The following is a 17,555-nucleotide window of genomic DNA, read 5'->3' as shown; positions in this document are numbered from 1 at the left end:
TGTCAAAGTCCATGTCCCAACCGTTTTGGTTAATTAACAGTAGGAAGTTTGACTTGCTGAATATCTTCTAAACAATCACAAAATTATTGACATTCAATGTTCCGGTTAATCCTGTGACTTCAATAATGGCATCAGTAGCAGCATTAAACCCTGCGGTTGCATCATTAATAGCCACAAAGGTTTTTTGTCCAAAACTGAATTGAGCCGCAAAATTTGACCCAAAGGCTGCCGCTGTTAATTTTGCCACCATACCAGCAGCATCCAGGGTATTAACTGCGCCCACATTCACAAACCCGGCTCGTGCGGTAGAAACACGGAATAAATCATTACCTGTGGTGGCGTTGAAGTCAGTAATCACATCAAAGTTAGCTAAGAGAGAATCAGTAAAATTTTGGTAAACAAACTTATCAGCACCTAAACCACCCGTTAGAGTATCTTTACCACCCGCACCGGTGAGAAGATCATTATTTGCACCACCAACGAGGAAATCATTAGCACTAGTACCTGTCAAAGTCAGACTAGAGGGATTACCAATCACACCATCACTATTAGCATCTATGCCGAAAATAGTCTCCTGAGTTAAAGCTTCTGCCGAATTCAATCCCCAATTTCCTTGAGAAGAAGCCCAATTCCAGTTACTATCTAAATTCCAGATATGCAGGAAGTTTCCAGAAATGTTTTTCCAAAGAACTTGGTTATCTCCATTAACCGTTTCTGCGGCTATAGTTTGCCATCCTGAACCGTAGATATCTTGGTAGATTTGTTGTCCACCATTTTTAATAGCGGTTGGGGTATTTGTTCCGATTTGGGTAAAGTATTTGTTGGTGGCATCTTTGACTAATTTAGTATTACCTGCTGATTCAATTGCAGTATAAGGATTGCCAATAATACCATCACCATTAGCATCTATGCCAAAGTTAGTTTCTTGGGTGAAAGCATCAGCAGAATTTAATCCCCAATTTCCTTCAGAAGAAACCCAATTCCAGTTATTATCTAAATGCCAAATATGCAGATAGTTTCCAGAAACGTTTTTCCAGAGAACTTGGTTATCTCCATTGACAGTTTCTGCGGCTATCGTTTGCCATCCTGAACCGTAGATATCTTGGTAGATTTGTTGTCCACCATTTTTAATAGCAATTGGGGTATTCGTTCCGATTTGGGTAAAGTATTTGTTGGTGGCATCTTTGACTAATTTAGTATTACCTGCTGATTCAATTGCAGTATAAGGATTGCCAATCACACCATCACCATTAGCATCTATGGCAAAGTTATTTTCTTGAGTTAAAGCATCAGCAGAATTCAATCCCCAATTTCCTTGAGAAGAAACCCAATTCCAGTTACTATCTAAACTCCAGATATGCAGATAGTTTCCAGAAACGTTTTTCCAAAGAACTTGATTAACGCCATTGACAGTTTCTGCGGCTATAGTTTGCCATCCTGAACCGTAGATATCTTGGTAGATTTGTTGTCCACCATTTTTAATAGCGGTTGGGGTATTTGTTCCTACTTGGGTAAAGTATTTGTTGGTGGTATCTGTAACCAATTTGGTATTCCCTGCTGATTCTACCGCGGTGTAAGATTCGGGTAAATCGCCAATATTAATTGTTAACTGTTTATCGTACAGGGCGCGTCCTTGGTCAATGGTTCGGACTCGAATACTGTAGCTATTCTTAGTTTCATAATCGAAGATAGCGTTGCTTTGCAGTTGGTTGTTTTGGATGGTGAAAAGAGCGTTATCGGTAGCACCTGCTCCATTTATAAGCCGATAGGTAAAGGTGTTTCCTTGGTCGGGGTCAATGGTGTTGAGAGTACCAACAGTTGTACCAATGGGTTGATTTTCGTTAATGGTGTTGTTGGATAGGGTGATATTGGTTGGGGTTTCATTAACATCAGTAATATTGATGGTTAATGATTTCTCATAGGATAAGTTGCCTTGGTCTGTGGTACGAACTCGAATACTGTAGGTGTTGTTGTTTTCGTAGTCGAAAATAGCGTTGGTTTGCAGTTGGTTGTTTTGGATGGTAAACAGGTCGTTATCACTGTCTCCTGTACCTGCAACTAGGCTATAGGTAAAGGTGTTAAGTGCGTTGGGGTCAGCGCTGCTGAAGTTACCAACTAGGGAATTGAGGGCTGAATTTTCAGCAATGGTGTTTTTGGAGAGAGTAATATCTGTTGGGGCTTGATTGGCAATATCATCGTTGGTGATTGTACCTGTAATGGCGGTAGTTGTTCCCAGGATGTATCCTGTACCAGTAGTCAGAGTGAGAGCAATGGTTTCATCTGCCTCGACAGAAAAATCGGGGGTGGGGTCAATGGTGAGGGTAGCTGTGTTGGCATTAGCGGCAAAGGTAATAGTTCCAGTTGTGCCGTTAAAGGTTGCTGCTCCTGCTTGAGTATAGTCAGTGTTGAAGGTGGCGCTACCCGCAATGCCAAAGTTCACGGTGAGGGAATTGGTGAAGTCGCCTGTGCGGGTGAAGGTGTAAACTAAGTTGGTTGCACCGTCTTCCAAGACACTACTAGGCGCAACAGTGAGGGAAATGGATGGTTGATTATAGGCGAAGTAGTTAGCTGTGAGACTTAAACCCGTTCTATTTTTGATGATACCAATGAGTTCATCCGGTTCGGCTCCGGGTTTATCAATGAAAATCTGCGTATCCGCACCGGATACAACTAGGAGATAGTCTGTGCTTACGCCTTTGAGTTGAATGATATCCCCTTCGCTGGTGTTGAAGTCGGTGATTTGAGCATAATCGTTAGTACCTGCATTGTTGCTCAGTCCGTCGTCGTAACCCATCCAATTGAAGTCACCAAGGATAAATCTATCGCTTCCTGCTCCACCTGTGAGGATATCTATTTCTCCTTTTCCGGGGGTAGCGCTGTTAGGATTAACACCGATAATGATGTCGTTACCTCCACCAGTAGTAATGGTATCGTTAGCTGCTGTGCCGGTAATTTGGAAGCGTTCTATATTGGAGAAGCTAACTTGGTCATAAGTGCCACTACTGGCAGTGTTAGCTCTGAAACTACCATACCATGCCCCACCAGAGATACCGATAGAGCTAGTAATCCCCGCCGCATAGGTGGTTGTGCCTGTATAGGCATTGCTGGAATAATCTACGATTAAGAGGTCATTGCCTGCACCACCATTAACGCTATCTTGTCCTCTGCCAGCACTGATGATGTCATTGCCAGCACCTGTGTTGATGGTTTCATTAAAGCTACCAGTAAAGGTAATCGTATCGTTACCTGTACCTGTAGTCAGGTTATTAAACCTTTCTACGTTTTTGACTACCGTACCGTTGCTTTCTGTAAATGTGCCACCACTGTTATCAACGGTTAAGTTGGTGGTGAAACTACTAAAGTCGGCATAATTGATGGTGTCTATCCCTGCTCCGCCATCAATTGTGATGCTTCCATAACCACCTTCATCAAAGGTATCGTTAGCTGCTGTGCCAGTAATTTGCAAGCGCTCTATGTTGGAGAAGCTAATGTAGTCATAGTTGCCACTGCTATCGGTGTTGGCATACAAGGTGCCACTCCATGCGCCAGCAGAGATACCGATATTGCTAGTAATCCCCGCCGCATAAGTGGTTGTGCCTGTGTAGGTATTGCTGGAATAATCTACGATTAAGAGGTCATTGCCTGCACCACCATTAACGTTATCGTATCCTTTGCCAACATTGATGGTATCATCACCAGCACCTGTGTTGATGGTTTCATTAAAGCTACCAGTAAAGGTAATCGTATCGTTACCTGTACCTGTCGTGATGTTTTTAAACCGTTCTACGTTTTTGACTACCGTACCGTTGCTTTCTGTAAATGTGCCACCACTGTTATCAACGGTTAAGTTGGTGGTGAAACTACTAAAGTCGGCATTATTGATGGTGTCTATCCCTGCTCCGCCATCAATTGTGATGCTTCCATAACCACCTCTATCAAAGGTATCGTTAGCTGCTGTGCCAGTAATTTGCAGGCTTTCTATGTTGGAGAAGCTAATGTAGTCATAGTTGCCACTACTGTTGGTGTTGGCTCTGAAACTACCATACCATGCCCCACCAGAGATACCGATAGAGCTAGTAATCCCCGCCGCATAAGTGGTTGTGCCTGTGTAGGTATTGCTGGAATAATCTACGATTAAGAGGTCATTGCCTGCACCACCATCAACGTTATCGTATCCTCTGCCAACATTGATGGTATCATCACCAACACCTGTGTTGATGGTTTCATCAAAGCTACCAGTAAAGGTAATCGTATCGTTACCTGTACCTGTGGTGATGTTTTTAAACCGTTCTACGTTTTTGACTACCGTACCGTTGCTTTCTGTAAATGTGCCACCACTGTTATCAACGGTTAAGTTGGTGGTGAAACTACTAAAGTCGGCATAATTGATGGTGTCTATCCCTGCTCCGCCATCAATTGTGATGCTTCCATAACCACCTTCATCAAAGGTATCGTTAGCTGCTGTGCCAGTAATTTGCAGGCTTTCTATGTTGGAGAAGCTAATGTAGTCATAGTTGCCACTACTGTTGGTGTTGGCTCTGAAACTACCATACCATGCCCCACCAGAGATGTAGATATTGCTAGTAATCCCCGCCGCATAAGTGGTTGTGCCTGTGTAGGTATTGCTGGAATAATCTACGATTAAGAGGTCATTGCCTGCACCACCATCAACGTTATCGTATCCTCTGCCAACATTGATGGTATCATCACCAACACCTGTGTTGATGGTTTCATCAAAGCTACCAGTAAAGGTAATCGTATCGTTACCTGTACCTGTGGTGATGTTTTTAAACCGTTCTACGTTTTTGACTACCGTACCGTTGCTTTCTGTAAATGTGCCACCACTGTTATCAACGGTTAAGTTGGTGGTGAAACTACTAAAGTCGGCATAATTGATGGTGTCTATCCCTGCTCCGCCATCAATTGTGATGCTTCCATAACCACCTTCATCAAAGGTATCGTTAGCTGCTGTGCCAGTAATTTGCAGGCTTTCTATGTTGGAGAAGCTAACTTGGTCATAAGTGCCACTACTGGCAGTGTTAGCTCTGAAACTACCATACCATGCCCCACCAGAGATACCGATAGAGCTAGTAATCCCCGCCGCATAAGTGGTTGTGCCTGTGTAGGTATTGCTGGAATAATCTACGATTAAGAGGTCATTGCCTGCACCACCATTAACGTTATCGTATCCTCTGCCAACATTGATGGTATCATCACCAACACCTGTGTTGATGGTTTCATCAAAGCTACCAGTAAAGGTAATCGTATCGTTACCTGTACCTGTGGTGATGTTTTTAAACCGTTCTACGTTTTTGACTACCGTACCGTTGCTTTCTGTAAATGTGCCACCACTGTTATCAACGGTTAAGTTGGTGGTGAAACTACTAAAGTCGGCATTATTGATGGTGTCTATCCCTGCTCCGCCATCAATTGTGATGCTTCCATAACCACCTCTATCAAAGGTATCGTTAGCTGCTGTGCCAGTAATTTGCAGGCTTTCTATGTTGGAGAAGCTAACTTGGTCATAAGTGCCACTACTGGCAGTGTTAGCTCTGAAACTACCATACCATGCCCCACCAGAGATACCGATAGAGCTAGTAATCCCCGCCGCATAAGTGGTTGTGCCTGTGTAGGTATTGCTGGAATAATCTACGATTAAGAGGTCATTGCCTGCACCACCATCAACGTTATCGTATCCTCTGCCAACATTGATGGTATCATCACCAACACCTGTGTTGATGGTTTCATCAAAGCTACCAGTAAAGGTAATCGTATCGTTACCTGTACCTGTGGTGATGTTTTTAAACCGTTCTACGTTTTTGACTACCGTACCGTTGCTTTCTGTAAATGTGCCACCACTGTTATCAACGGTTAAGTTGGTGGTGAAACTACTAAAGTCGGCATAATTGATGGTGTCTATCCCTGCTCCGCCATCAATTGTGATGCTTCCATAACCACCTTCATCAAAGGTATCGTTAGCTGCTGTGCCAGTAATTTGCAGGCTTTCTATGTTGGAGAAGCTAATGTAGTCATAGTTGCCACTACTGTTGGTGTTGGCTCTGAAACTACCATACCATGCTCCACCAGAGATGTAGATATTGCTAGTAATCCCCGCCGCATAAGTGGTTGTGCCTGTGTAGGTATTGCTGGAATAATCTACGATTAAGAGGTCATTGCCTGCACCACCATCAACGTTATCGTATCCTCTGCCAACATTGATGGTATCATCACCAACACCTGTGTTGATGGTTTCATCAAAGCTACCAGTAAAGGTAATCGTATCGTTACCTGTACCTGTGGTGATGTTTTTAAACCGTTCTACGTTTTTGACTACCGTACCGTTGCTTTCTGTAAATGTGCCACCACTGTTATCAACGGTTAAGTTGGTGGTGAAACTACTAAAGTCGGCATAATTGATGGTGTCTATCCCTGCTCCGCCATCAATTGTGATGCTTCCATAACCACCTTCATCAAAGGTATCGTTAGCTGCTGTGCCAGTAATTTGCAAGCTTTCTATGTTGGAGAAGTTAACTTGGTCGTAGTTGCCACTGCTGTTGGTGTAAGCAGTGATGTTACCATACCATGCTCCACCAGAGATGTAGATATTGCTAGTAATCCCCGCCGCATAAGTGGTTGTGCCTGTATAGGCATTGCTGGAATAATCTACGATTAAGAGGTCATTGCCTGCACCACCATTAACTGTGTCTTGTCCTCGCAAAGGGCTAATCGTATCATCCCCAGTTGTTCCTGTAATGGTGTCATTACCATTGGTGCCTGTAATTGGATTGGATGGCATAAAAGTATATGGTAGTTAGTTGGTTTTCCTGCGTAGCGATGCTGTAAGAGAACTCCACAAAAAAGATGATCCAATTTTTTGGGATGGGCATCTTGCCCGTCCTTGTGTTGTTAGCGGGCAAGATGCCCGCACCACAAGAGATTTTGGGATATTTTTTTAATTGGAAGTCTTTAATTAATATTTTTAGCATCAGTGGCTTATTTTTTCACAATTACCAAAAAATAAATATCTGTCTAAAGACAGATGTTGAAAAATTGGAAATGATTATGGGGTTTAATAGAATATAAGTAAGATACAGCAATTACAGGTATTATCAGTTACATATTTAACTGGTATATGCCCGCACCACAAGAGTTTTATGATTCAAGTTTGTGCCTCAGTAGAGATAAATCTGCTGTAGCGATAAGATCGCATTTATAATCAAAATTTCAGATAGAGTCTTACTTGTTCTAGGGCTGGGTTGAGGTACAACTCATCAGCAATCAAACCGTTAGCAAGTGTAGATGTCATAAAATTAACCTGGTTTTTGTAAATAATTGTGCCAAAACGATAATATTAAGTATAAAAAACCTTGACATCTACCAAAAGTTAGATATTTATTTCTTTTCCAAAAAATCTCACCTGAGTAGGATATTTTGGGGTTTTACCACATAGGACTTAGAGGACAGAAAACTTTAAATATATATGATGCCTACGGCGAGTCAATTTAAGCCCCGGCGACTAGAAGTCACGGCTACACAGACAAAGTCCGCCTGCGCGGACTAACGAAAAATCAAGGATTTGAAACCCACGTAGGCGGTCACTGAGCTTGCCGATAGCGTAGCGTGGCGTTAGCCATAGTGTGGCTTTTGCCTGTGTAGACGCGGTTAGAAACCGCCCGTTTAACTATTAATTATGTCAATGTTGCTGATTCTAAAGCCTGTTTAAAATCATCTAAAGAATTAACTGTTACAGCCAGTTTCAGCATTTCATCCAAAATAGATAGATTAGAAATCTGAGCCAGTGATGCTGTAATCTCTAAAGAAACCTCACCCAATCGAGCTTGTAAAACAGTTTTGATGTAATTACGAGCATTTTGTAATGCACCAATCTCTTTACCAATCTCCTTACCAATTTCCTTACCAATCTCCTTACCAATCTCCTTACCGCGTTCTATTGCCATTTGTTCTGTAGGACTGATAAAAGGCATTTTTCTTTCCTCCTCAAAACTGTTAATTTTCTTGACTAACTTTTGCTGTAATTGCTCAGGTAATGTCATCATCATGTCAATGATTTTAAAGAGTTTCACAATTTGCTCTTTATTTAATCCTCGCTCATAAAGTCCGCGAACTAATGTCCATTTCCATTGCTCCCGTTCTGATAAATTCCCAGTGGTAGCTTTGGTTTTTAAATGTGCCATTACTATGATAGCAAAGGGATTGGTATTAGTTTCTAATTCTTGCCAACGCGATTCATAGTCAAGCAGTTTAGCAATGGGAAATTTAAGACTAACTTCACACCCGCCAATGGCATAACTATAAGTATTAGGTCGCCATTTACTACTTTCATCACCTAAAACAGCTAGACTAACCACAGGTTTGTGATACAGATCAAAGGAACGATAATTATAAACATACATCCGTTCACCAAAATCTACTTCATATTGACTTTGAATTTCAATGTGAATCAATATCCAAATCACTCGTTTATCCAGTAACCAAACTTGATAAAGTTTATCAGCAATACGTTTTTCTGTGGCTGATGAAGCCGTGATTTCCTGTAGTTCTTTATCAAGAGAACGAGGGGTTTGTGTCCAATCAATTAATTGATGAACTTCAGGAAAAAAGAAGATTAAGAAGCTTTCAAAATACTCGTTTAGTGCTTCTTTCCATGATTCATCATAATTGGCAGTGACTTCTTTCATAACAAAGATTTAAAGATTTTTTATCTACATAACTCCACAAAAAAAACAAATGTTTAAGGGTAAAGCATGAGCTAAACCCTTACCTAGAAAATCCAACAATTCAGCCATTTTTAGTATAAAAGGGCGAATATAATTGGCCAGGAATATTAATTATGTCAATGTTGCTGATTCTAAAGCCTGTTTAAAATCATCTAAAGAATTAACTGTTATAGACAGTTTCAGCATTTCATCCAAAATAGATAGATTAGAAATCAGAGCCAGTGATGCTGTAATCTCTGAAGAAACCTCACCTAGTCGAGCCTGTAAAACAGTTGTGATGTAATTACGAGCGTTTTGTAAAGCACCAATCTCCTTACCAATCTCTTTACCGCGTTCTATTGCCATTTGTTCTGTAGGACTGATAAAAGGCATTTTTCTTTCCTCCTCAAAACTGTTAATTTTCTTGACTAACTTTTGCTGTAACTGCTCAGGTAATGTCATCATCATGTCAATGATTTTAAAGAGTTTCACAATTTGCTCTTTATTTAATCCTCGTTCATAAAGTCCGCGAACTAATGTCCATTTCCATTGCTCCCGTTCTGATAAATTCCCAGTGGTTGCTTTGGTTTTTAAATGTGCCATTACTATGATAGCAAAGGGATTGGTATTAGTTTCTAATTCTTGCCAACGCGATTCATAGTCAAGCAGTTTAGCAATGGGAAATTTAAGACTAACTTCACACCCGCCAATGGCATAATTATAAGTATTAGGTCGCCATTTATTACTTTCATCACCTAAAACAGCTAGACTAACCACAGGTTTGTGATACAGATCAAAGGAACGATAATTATAAACATACATCCGTTCACCAAAATCTACTTCATATTGACTTTGAATTTCAATGTGAATCAATATCCAAATCACTCGTTTATCCAGTAACCAAACTTGATAAAGTTTATCAGCAATACGTTTTTCTGTGGCTGATGAAGCCGTGATTTCCTGTAGTTCTTTATCAAGAGAACGAGGAGTTTGTGTCCAATCAATTAATTGATGGACTTCAGGAAAAAAGAAGATTAAGAAGCTTTCAAAATACTCGTTTAGTGCTTCTTTCCATGATTCATCATAATTGGCAGTGACTTCTTTCATAATCAAATTTTCTGAGGTATTAAGACGCTCATAATCAAGTTTGCAGTTGTAATTTATATAGTTTTAGCACTTCTTCATGTATAAGTTGATTTTGACACAGCAACCGTAAAAAATGGCAAATGTGGAAAATTCAATGAAACAGGAAGTAAATGCCAAAATTATCGGTGTCCAGATGTGTCTAGACCTTGATAATTTTGGGTAAGTTTTATAGAACGGAAATCAATAAAACCATTACTCAACCTAGATTTTCTGTTTTTCGACAATTTCTCGAACTCCAAAAAAAATGAGGGGACCGGGAGTTGATAGAAAAGTCCAGCAATTATGTCATAATTTGTAACGTATATTTAAATTCCCCTCTGCGAGACTACGAGCTATGAGTGAACAAGCTGAACAAGCTATGGAAACTCCAGTGTTAGACCGTTATGAGTGTCGCTCTTGCGGTTACGTTTATGAACCTGAGAAGGGAGACGACAAGAGTGATGTCCTCCCAGGAACACTTTTTGCCGAACTACCTACAAATTGGCGTTGTCCAGTTTGTGTAGCTAAGAAAACTGTTTTTGCGAATATTGGACCAGCGGGTACTGCCTCTGGTTTCAAGGAAAACTTAGGTTACGGTTTGGGTGTGAATACCCTGACACCAACTCAAAAGAACATTTTGATTTTTGGGGCTTTGGCTCTTGGCTTCTTGTTTTTTATTAGTCTTTACGGACTAGATTAAAAACCGCTATCTTTATTTACCGCAATTCGGCGAAAATCTCATTAAACCTCCACTGGAAACCCTCAGTAATACTGATGCAATCAATTTTGAAAAAGTGGCAAAGTTTTGTTGCCGCGTTAATAGTAGTTATCGCCTGTATAGGGTGTAGTAGTGTTCCTTCTATAAGCAACAATCCTTGGCAGGTGATTAATGTCCCGACAAAGTCGAAGTTGTTAGATATTAGCTTTGCCAATAACTCTCAGCATGGTTACTTGGTGGGTGGTAATGCCACTCTTTTAGAAACTAAAGATGGTGGTGATACTTGGCAACCGCTAAAATTAGAGTTGGATGATCCCAGATATCGTTTTAACTCCGTTAGTTTTTCTGGTCAGGAAGGTTGGATTGCTGGAGAACCTTCTTTATTGCTCCATACTACTGATGAGGGTAAGTCTTGGTCACGGATTGCTTTAAGCGAAAAGTTACCCGGCAGCCCCATTGCCATTACAGCAATAGGTCAGAATACAGCGGAAATGGCTACCGACATCGGAGCGATTTATCAAACCACAGATGGTGGTCAAAATTGGAAAGCTAATTTAGACGCGGCCGTTGGTGTGGTGCGGACTCTGGAGCGATCGCCTGATGGTAAGTATATCGCTGTTTCTGCTAAAGGCAGTTTTTACTCCACTTGGGAACCTGGACAAAATGCTTGGCAACCCCATAACCGCAATAGTTCCCGTCGCTTAGAAAATATGGGTTTTACTAACGATGGACAATTGTGGTTGTTAGCACGAGGTGGCCAAATTCAGTTTAGTGATCCTACTAAACCGGAAGAGTGGTTAGAGGTAGAATATCCAGAGTTATCCACGAGTTGGGGTTTACTCGATTTAGCTTATCGCACACCCGATGAAATTTGGATCGGTGGTGGTAGCGGTAATTTACTTCGCAGCACCGATGGTGGTAAAACTTGGGAAAAAGACCGTGATGTGGAGACAGTTGCAGCTAATCTTTACAAAATTGTATTTTTTAGCCCCGATCAAGGCTTTATAATTGGCGATCGCGGTGTTTTACTGAAATATAACCCCAAAACAGCAGCAACAGCAGCCCCAGCGGCGTAATTACACCCAATAATGGATGTATTCACCAGAAGAAAGTTGTAAGTTGTAACTCTGTCTAAACTTTGTAGGATATTGACACTCCCCGGTCTAAAGACACGGGGATTCTTGGTTCAACGAGACCACTTAAACTAGACTCCTTGCGTTATCTAGGTCAGAGGTGGGACTCTCCCCAAGCGTTAACTTTCGGTCTGCCCGACCGTAGTTGCATGACTGCAAGTCCTGTTGAGGATGAAACTTTCCTGTTTCAAAATTCTGATTCGTCTAGCCCCTATAAATCTTTTACCTACTGCTAGAAGGAAACTAGAACAATGCAGTAGAACCGCATAGATTTAATTGTCAAGGCACAGATTACCGTTAGGCAGTTAGGTTTTTAGACAGGTTGATTACCTTTCCTGTTACAATTAGTATAACACAAGTCACTGGAGGAAGACAGCCTCTAATTGGCTTTCACCCCCGGCTTAAAAGAAATTATTCCCTAAAAAGCCTAAAAATTTTTAGGGGTTAATTCCGGGATTTTCAGCCTATTTTCTTATAAACTCAATAATAGTTTTTGATAAGGGAGTGAAATAAATGGCAGGTACCACTGGAGAACGTCCGTTTTCTGACATTGTTACCAGTATTCGTTACTGGGTAATTCACAGCATCACCATTCCCGCATTATTCGTTGCAGGTTGGTTATTTGTCAGCACTGGACTGGCTTATGATGCGTTTGGCACACCTCGTCCTAATGAGTATTTTACTCAAGTCCGTCAAGAAGTGCCAATTGTCAGCAATCGTTTTGAAGCAAAAAAACAAGTAGAAACCTTTATTGGAAAATAATTTGAGATCATGACTAGCGGTAATAACATCAATCAACCAGTTACCTATCCCATTTTTACAGTTAGATGGATCGCGGTGCATACCTTAGCTGTCCCTACTGTCTTCTTTTTGGGCGCGATCGCCTCAATGCAGTTTATTCAACGCTAGGAGTTAATCATGGAAAGAACGCCTAATCCTAATCAACAACCGGTTGAATTAAACCGTACCTCTCTTTACCTGGGACTACTATTAGTCTTCGTTCTCGGAATTCTATTTTCCAGTTACTTCTTTAACTAACTGGACTTTTTCACGTCAGTTGCTAGTTAGGTGATAGGTAATAGGTAATAGGTAATAGGTAACAAGTTACAGAAAGAATATTCTCAACTGACAACTGACAACCGACAACCGACAACCGACAACCGACAACTGACAACTGACAACTGACAACTGACAACTGACAACTGACAATTTTTGTAAGTGAGGAAAAAACTGTGTCTGGAAGTGGAAGAATTCCCCTGTGGGTCGTCGCTACGATTGCAGGTTTAGGTGTAATTACTGTTGTAGGTATTTTCTTTTATGGATCTTACTCAGGAATTGGTTCTTCAATGTAATGCTATAGCAGGGAACAGGGAACAGGGAACAGGGAACAGGGAATAGGAAGTTTGAAAGTCTTTTGTAAGATGACTTTTTTAACCAATCTCTGTCCTAACCTACTTGGTAACTACTATTCTGGAAGAAGATAGCAATTAGAAATACAAAAAACTGGATTTTTGCTTGATTATCATTTTTGAACTTCTTCTGCAAAAATCGCCATAAAAACCGCCTAACTCCATGAGATAGGCGGTTTTGTTTGTTTTCAAATAGATAATTGGTGACAAAATTAAGTAACCAATTACCCATACCCTAATTAAGCAATATCTTCGCGTTCAATGTATGAAAACAAAAATGCGAAAATAACTGCTGGTAAAACCAAGCCAGTTAGGGGAACGAAAACAGAAGGCAAAAAGGAGGAATAAGCCAAAATAGTAGGCAAAAATGAACTTGACATAGAATTAAAGTCCTGTAAAGTCTTACTGCAATTCAAATTGAGCTTACTGCAAAATCCTCCCTTATTTGCTAAATTATCAAGATTTTTAACACACCTGTTTACATTCCCAACATTTCATCCATTTCTATCCTGGGTAAATTAGGGGGAATTACTGTCTTGATGATAGTGAATTTGTCACTTTCCTGCTGAGTAGTTTGATGGAGAGCGATCGCTGATAAACGGATTTCTAAGCAGCCAAAAGGAATTTTTAGGTAGATCGCTGTTTCCCATTCTCCGCAGGCATTAGAACGCAAATCTGGCAGGATATGTGGTCTATCTAGTAGACTCCGGGTTTGATAATCTTCAACCCATAACTTGACCACTACCGAAGATGAAACTTCAGGTAATTTTACACGCACCATTACAGATGTGCCAGCGACAAGTTCACCCTCTGATAAATACAATTGGGGAGTTGGTAAAGACTCCATCATCACACCAGAGAAATCTGCCGCAGTTTCATTCTCTGGTAGGGGGGAATAATGATGATCTGCTATAGCTTCATCACTCCAGCTATCCGCATCCCATTCCATAACCAAATCATCTATAACTATTTCTTGTGATAACCATCCAGGCTGGGTTGGTATTGGATTCAGTATATTGACTGTTTCCGGTTTATTAATTTCTAAGGGAATATTGTCAGCAATGGGATCTTCCTGAATTTCTTTTTCCCTACTTAACAGCACTTCCACATCTACAGTTTGAGTTTCTTCCCCAAGATCATTGTCTGAGGATTCTTGAAAAACTGCTTCAGTCAATAAGTATCCTTGACTGTCTATCCATTGTTGCAAAAGAGAGGAATTTTCTTGAGAATCCACCAAATCTAATTCTTCACTCTGGATAATTACAGAATTTTCCTGAGAATCCACCAAATCTAATTCTTCACTCTGGATAATTACAGAATTTTCCTGAGAATCCACCAAATCTAATTCTTCACTCTGGATAATTACAGAATTTTCCTGAGAATCCACCAAATCTAATTCTTCACTCTGGATAATTACAGAATTTTCCTGAGAATCCACCAAATCTAATTCTTCACTCTGGATAATTACAGAATTTTCCTGAGAATCCACCAAATCTAGTTCTTCACCCTGGATAATTACAGAATTTTCCTGAGAATCCACCAAATCTAATTCTTCACTTTTAGTCACCCCCGCCACAATCTCTGCTATTAATTCTGCATAGGATGTATCATCAATCATAGACTGATCGGACTGCGGAAGATTATCTAGTGGTAATTCTGGTATTTTTGCTGGTAAAGTTACTACAGTCGGTAGCTGTGGGGATTTCTGCAAAGTTGCTAATTTTTCAACATTTAACTGATCATTGGCTGTTTTCCCTGGAACAGGCTTAACTTTTAATCGTTTCAAGTAGGGAAAAATAGTATTAACTGGTTTAATTACCAACTTTTTCAAATCAATTGGGTGAATAGCCAGGGTTTTTGTGAGGGAATCTGTTTCCGAATCAGTATTAATCTCACGTGTGGAATTGTGAGGTAAATTTGGCAACTGTGGTGAAAGAACTTGCCAGGATATCAGGGGTTTAATTTGGGGTGGTAAAGGTTGGTTTGGGGAGGGCTTTAAAATGTGAAACTGTGCTAACTTGGGAGTTTTAGCCACATTGAAAAGTTCTAACCGAATCTTGACAGAGGGCTTGGGCTTAACTGGTGGATTAGTTTCTGGTAAAGAGTCACGGTAATCCGACCGAGAAGTTTGTAGTGCTAGTAAATCAGTGACATCGGCTGTAATTGTGAAAGTATGGTTAGCTAAAAGTATGACTTCACCAACATCAGCTAATGCACCATATAAATTAATATCTGCTAAAAGCAACTTAGATTCACAATCAAGGGGAATATCAATCAGGGTACTAAAGCTAAAAGGTAAGACTTGATCTGTTAATGGCTGATCTATGTGGTTAAGGATTCTTGATTCTGAAGGCGATCGCAGGGCAATTTCTAGCCGTAGCTGACTCACACCATTCATGGCAAATCTCTCATCTTCCAGATTCTCCATTTCATTGACTTCCACATCGCCATGAATGATAAAATTGTCTCCCCAACGAGCAACATAAGTATCTTGATCTAAACTCAAATTCAGTGCTAAAGGTGGCGGTAAAGTAGGAGCATTTTCAATAGTCTCCTCATCCAGCAAAGGTTCATCTTGAGGTAAGGCTAAATCTAATAAGTTTTGTAAAATCTGCTCAGTTGTTTCCCCCTTAAACCAGACTGGAGTTCCATGATTCATAACTATACTAACTTGAGTATCAGCATTTGAAGCCAGATCAGATTCCTCAGCCAGTTGAGTTAGAGACTGGGGACTAGGTTCTGGGGGTGATACTTGGATAAAGAGAGTATGTTGCCAGGATTTACCGAGCATCTCTGACATAATATCTCCAGAGCATCGTAACTCCCAAATCCCTGGTTTAAAGTGGGTAAAAGGAATTACCGCCATCAATCCTTCACTATTAGTCCGATGCGATCGCTTGAGAATTCGCCGTTTCGGTGGAACCTCCTGGGTTGATATGTAAGTCACTCGCACATCAACATCCATATTATTCAGATAAGACCGAGCCAAAACTCGGTAATTATCCGCTAAAATCTTTAAATTTGGCGACTCCAAAGTCCGCCAAGTGCGGTCTCCCTGTTTCTGTATCAGAAATTGCCAGTTTTCCATTATAAATAACGCCTAAACCTAAGAGCAGCCAATTAATATTTTGCATTAACTTGCTTGTCAGTTTAACCCAGCCATCTGCTATTAACCTAAGTTTAGTTGTTAGTTGTTAGTAGGGGCGAAGCATTTGGAAGATAAATTATCGGTCATTGCCAAAAATAGTTCTCCAAATGCTTCGCCCGTACAGTTGTTAGTTGTTAGTTGTTAGCTAACCAGCAACTTACCTTCTTGAATTTTATCCACATTCATAGCGGTTTTGATAATAAGCCACTATCTGCTTACACCTTGACCGACTTTCCTCATCAGCGGCTGCTGTCCATGAAATCCATAACCCAGAAATTTGACTTTGGTTGTAATCAAACTCTGAGGATGTTTGCGGTATTAATCCCACTTCTACCCCCACCACCTGCCGGAGATGCGCTGCTATTTCCCGATATACAGCCAAGGGTAAACCAGCAAACTCTATTTTCTCTTGTGTCACCATATCTATTCTTTGCTCCTACAAGATTTTCAAGCTTGCTTAATCACAGAAATACCATTACCCACAGAAGCTGTAGTCGCTGGTTTAGATGTTTTAGAAGGTTGTTCCCCTACTTGTTTAGCAACTTCAATACCGTACTGTTCCAAAATCACGGTAGGATTAGCACCTTGGCTCATTTCAATCCGTTTTACTAACACCCCATTCACCAGCCTTTGACCTGGTTTTACATATCTACTAGTTGGCTCATCCGGTACTTTCACAATTGCTTGAGGTACTTTACCAATTAAGATTACACCACTCACAATCACTGCTCTAGCGGTTTCCGGCTGTCGTGCTACTGGTAACACAGTTTTGAGTTTAGGAGAGGGGAGAGATCCCGCTAAAACAGTGGGTAAAACTGGTTTTATAGCTATCTGTGGGGATTTTTTGGGTAATGAAATTGCCAGTTTAGTTGCTATTGTCTTGATTGGTTTTGGTGGAATTAATTTAGGCTGAGTTACTGTAGGTAAAGGGGGTAATTTAGGAACTGCAATTTTTTCACCTGGTAGCTTAGTAGTTCTAGAACCTATCTTCTCGACAATTTGCCCAAAGGGGTCTGTTCGTCCTTTCTGTACCACACCCAACCGCTCTGTGCCATTTGTCGGTTGAATCAAACTACCAACTGACCCAGGACTCACTGGTGGTTTGGTAGATATCAGAGGATTATTAAAAGGTTGAGCCAAAGATGGTGGCTGTGTCGTTTGCGGCGCAGTTGCTTGAAGACTAGGAGTTGGGGCAGGACTGGCAGTATTAGTAGCTGTTGGCGGTTCACCCACCGTACAGCCAGTCAGTGCCAAGGTTGCTAAAATAGCTGCGGCTGTAGCTGTAATATGCGAATTTTTACCCAT

Annotated in this window: 14 protein-coding genes; 6 read left to right on the top strand and 8 right to left on the bottom strand. The window is 40.8% G+C overall.

The features are described 5' to 3' along the window. Positions 1–67: 67 nt before the first annotated feature. The 3 genes from BMF77_RS27420 to BMF77_RS20015 form a co-directional block, all read right to left on the bottom strand. Positions 68–6,796 (bottom strand): bluetail domain-containing putative surface protein, encoded by a 6,729-nt coding sequence (locus BMF77_RS27420; protein WP_148765266.1) that lies wholly within the window; start codon positions 6,794–6,796, stop codon positions 68–70. A gap of 892 nt (positions 6,797–7,688) precedes the next feature. Continuing rightward, positions 7,689–8,699 carry a hypothetical protein gene (locus BMF77_RS20020; RefSeq protein ID WP_148765264.1) on the bottom strand — a complete coding sequence of 337 codons (1,011 nt, stop codon included), beginning with the start codon at positions 8,697–8,699 and terminating at the stop codon, positions 7,689–7,691. Positions 8,700–8,849: 150 nt separating this feature from the next. Next, entirely contained in the window at positions 8,850–9,824 is a 975-nt protein-coding gene (locus BMF77_RS20015; RefSeq protein WP_148765261.1) for a hypothetical protein, read from the bottom strand. 373 nt (positions 9,825–10,197) lie between these two features. On the opposite strand from BMF77_RS20015, the gene BMF77_RS20010 reads away from it, so the two are divergent. The 5 genes from BMF77_RS20010 to BMF77_RS19990 all read left to right on the top strand — a co-directional run bounded on the left by BMF77_RS20010 (position 10,198) and on the right by BMF77_RS19990 (position 12,731). Beyond that, positions 10,198–10,542: a rubredoxin gene (locus tag BMF77_RS20010; protein ID WP_148765259.1), complete on the top strand. Its 345-nt coding sequence runs from the start codon at positions 10,198–10,200 to the stop codon at positions 10,540–10,542. Between the two features lie 74 nt (positions 10,543–10,616). Then, complete coding sequence (locus BMF77_RS20005; protein WP_015081484.1) at positions 10,617–11,636, top strand: photosynthesis system II assembly factor Ycf48; 1,020 nt, start codon at positions 10,617–10,619, stop codon at positions 11,634–11,636. A gap of 570 nt (positions 11,637–12,206) precedes the next feature. Then, positions 12,207–12,455, top strand: a complete 249-nt coding sequence (gene psbE / locus BMF77_RS20000; RefSeq protein WP_148765257.1) for a cytochrome b559 subunit alpha — start codon at positions 12,207–12,209, stop codon at positions 12,453–12,455. A 9-nt stretch (positions 12,456–12,464) separates the two neighbouring features. Further along, positions 12,465–12,602, top strand: coding sequence for a cytochrome b559 subunit beta (gene psbF, locus BMF77_RS19995; RefSeq protein WP_010997987.1), 138 nt, complete (start codon positions 12,465–12,467; stop codon positions 12,600–12,602). A gap of 9 nt (positions 12,603–12,611) precedes the next feature. Then, positions 12,612–12,731 (top strand): photosystem II reaction center protein L, encoded by a 120-nt coding sequence (locus BMF77_RS19990; protein WP_015081482.1) that lies wholly within the window; start codon positions 12,612–12,614, stop codon positions 12,729–12,731. A gap of 22 nt (positions 12,732–12,753) precedes the next feature. Here the strand turns inward: BMF77_RS19990 and BMF77_RS28760 are convergent, their stop codons facing one another. After that, positions 12,754–12,888, bottom strand: a complete 135-nt coding sequence (locus BMF77_RS28760; RefSeq protein ID WP_256370319.1) for a hypothetical protein — start codon at positions 12,886–12,888, stop codon at positions 12,754–12,756. A 37-nt stretch (positions 12,889–12,925) separates the two neighbouring features. On the opposite strand from BMF77_RS28760, the gene BMF77_RS19985 reads away from it, so the two are divergent. Then, positions 12,926–13,045 carry a photosystem II reaction center protein J gene (locus tag BMF77_RS19985; protein ID WP_015081481.1) on the top strand — a complete coding sequence of 40 codons (120 nt, stop codon included), beginning with the start codon at positions 12,926–12,928 and terminating at the stop codon, positions 13,043–13,045. Between the two features lie 296 nt (positions 13,046–13,341). On the opposite strand, the gene psaI is transcribed toward BMF77_RS19985, so the two are convergent. From psaI to BMF77_RS19965, 4 genes are all read right to left on the bottom strand, one after another. Further along, the gene (psaI, locus tag BMF77_RS19980) at positions 13,342–13,482 is read right to left on the bottom strand and encodes a photosystem I reaction center subunit VIII (RefSeq protein WP_015081480.1); all 141 of its coding nucleotides are present in this window, start codon (positions 13,480–13,482) and stop codon (positions 13,342–13,344) included. A gap of 98 nt (positions 13,483–13,580) precedes the next feature. Beyond that, positions 13,581–16,190 (bottom strand): hypothetical protein, encoded by a 2,610-nt coding sequence (locus tag BMF77_RS19975; protein ID WP_148765255.1) that lies wholly within the window; start codon positions 16,188–16,190, stop codon positions 13,581–13,583. A 232-nt stretch (positions 16,191–16,422) separates the two neighbouring features. After that, positions 16,423–16,671: a hypothetical protein gene (locus tag BMF77_RS19970; RefSeq protein ID WP_015081478.1), complete on the bottom strand. Its 249-nt coding sequence runs from the start codon at positions 16,669–16,671 to the stop codon at positions 16,423–16,425. Positions 16,672–16,697: 26 nt separating this feature from the next. Continuing rightward, the gene (locus BMF77_RS19965) at positions 16,698–17,555 is read right to left on the bottom strand and encodes a hypothetical protein (RefSeq protein WP_148765253.1); all 858 of its coding nucleotides are present in this window, start codon (positions 17,553–17,555) and stop codon (positions 16,698–16,700) included.

Source organism: Dolichospermum sp. UHCC 0315A, from assembly GCF_008121535.1.
In the GTDB taxonomy this organism is placed as follows: Bacteria; Cyanobacteriota; Cyanobacteriia; order Cyanobacteriales; family Nostocaceae; genus Dolichospermum; species Dolichospermum lemmermannii.
Note: the sequence above shows the minus strand (reverse complement) of the source record. Positions and strands in the feature narration are given on the sequence as shown.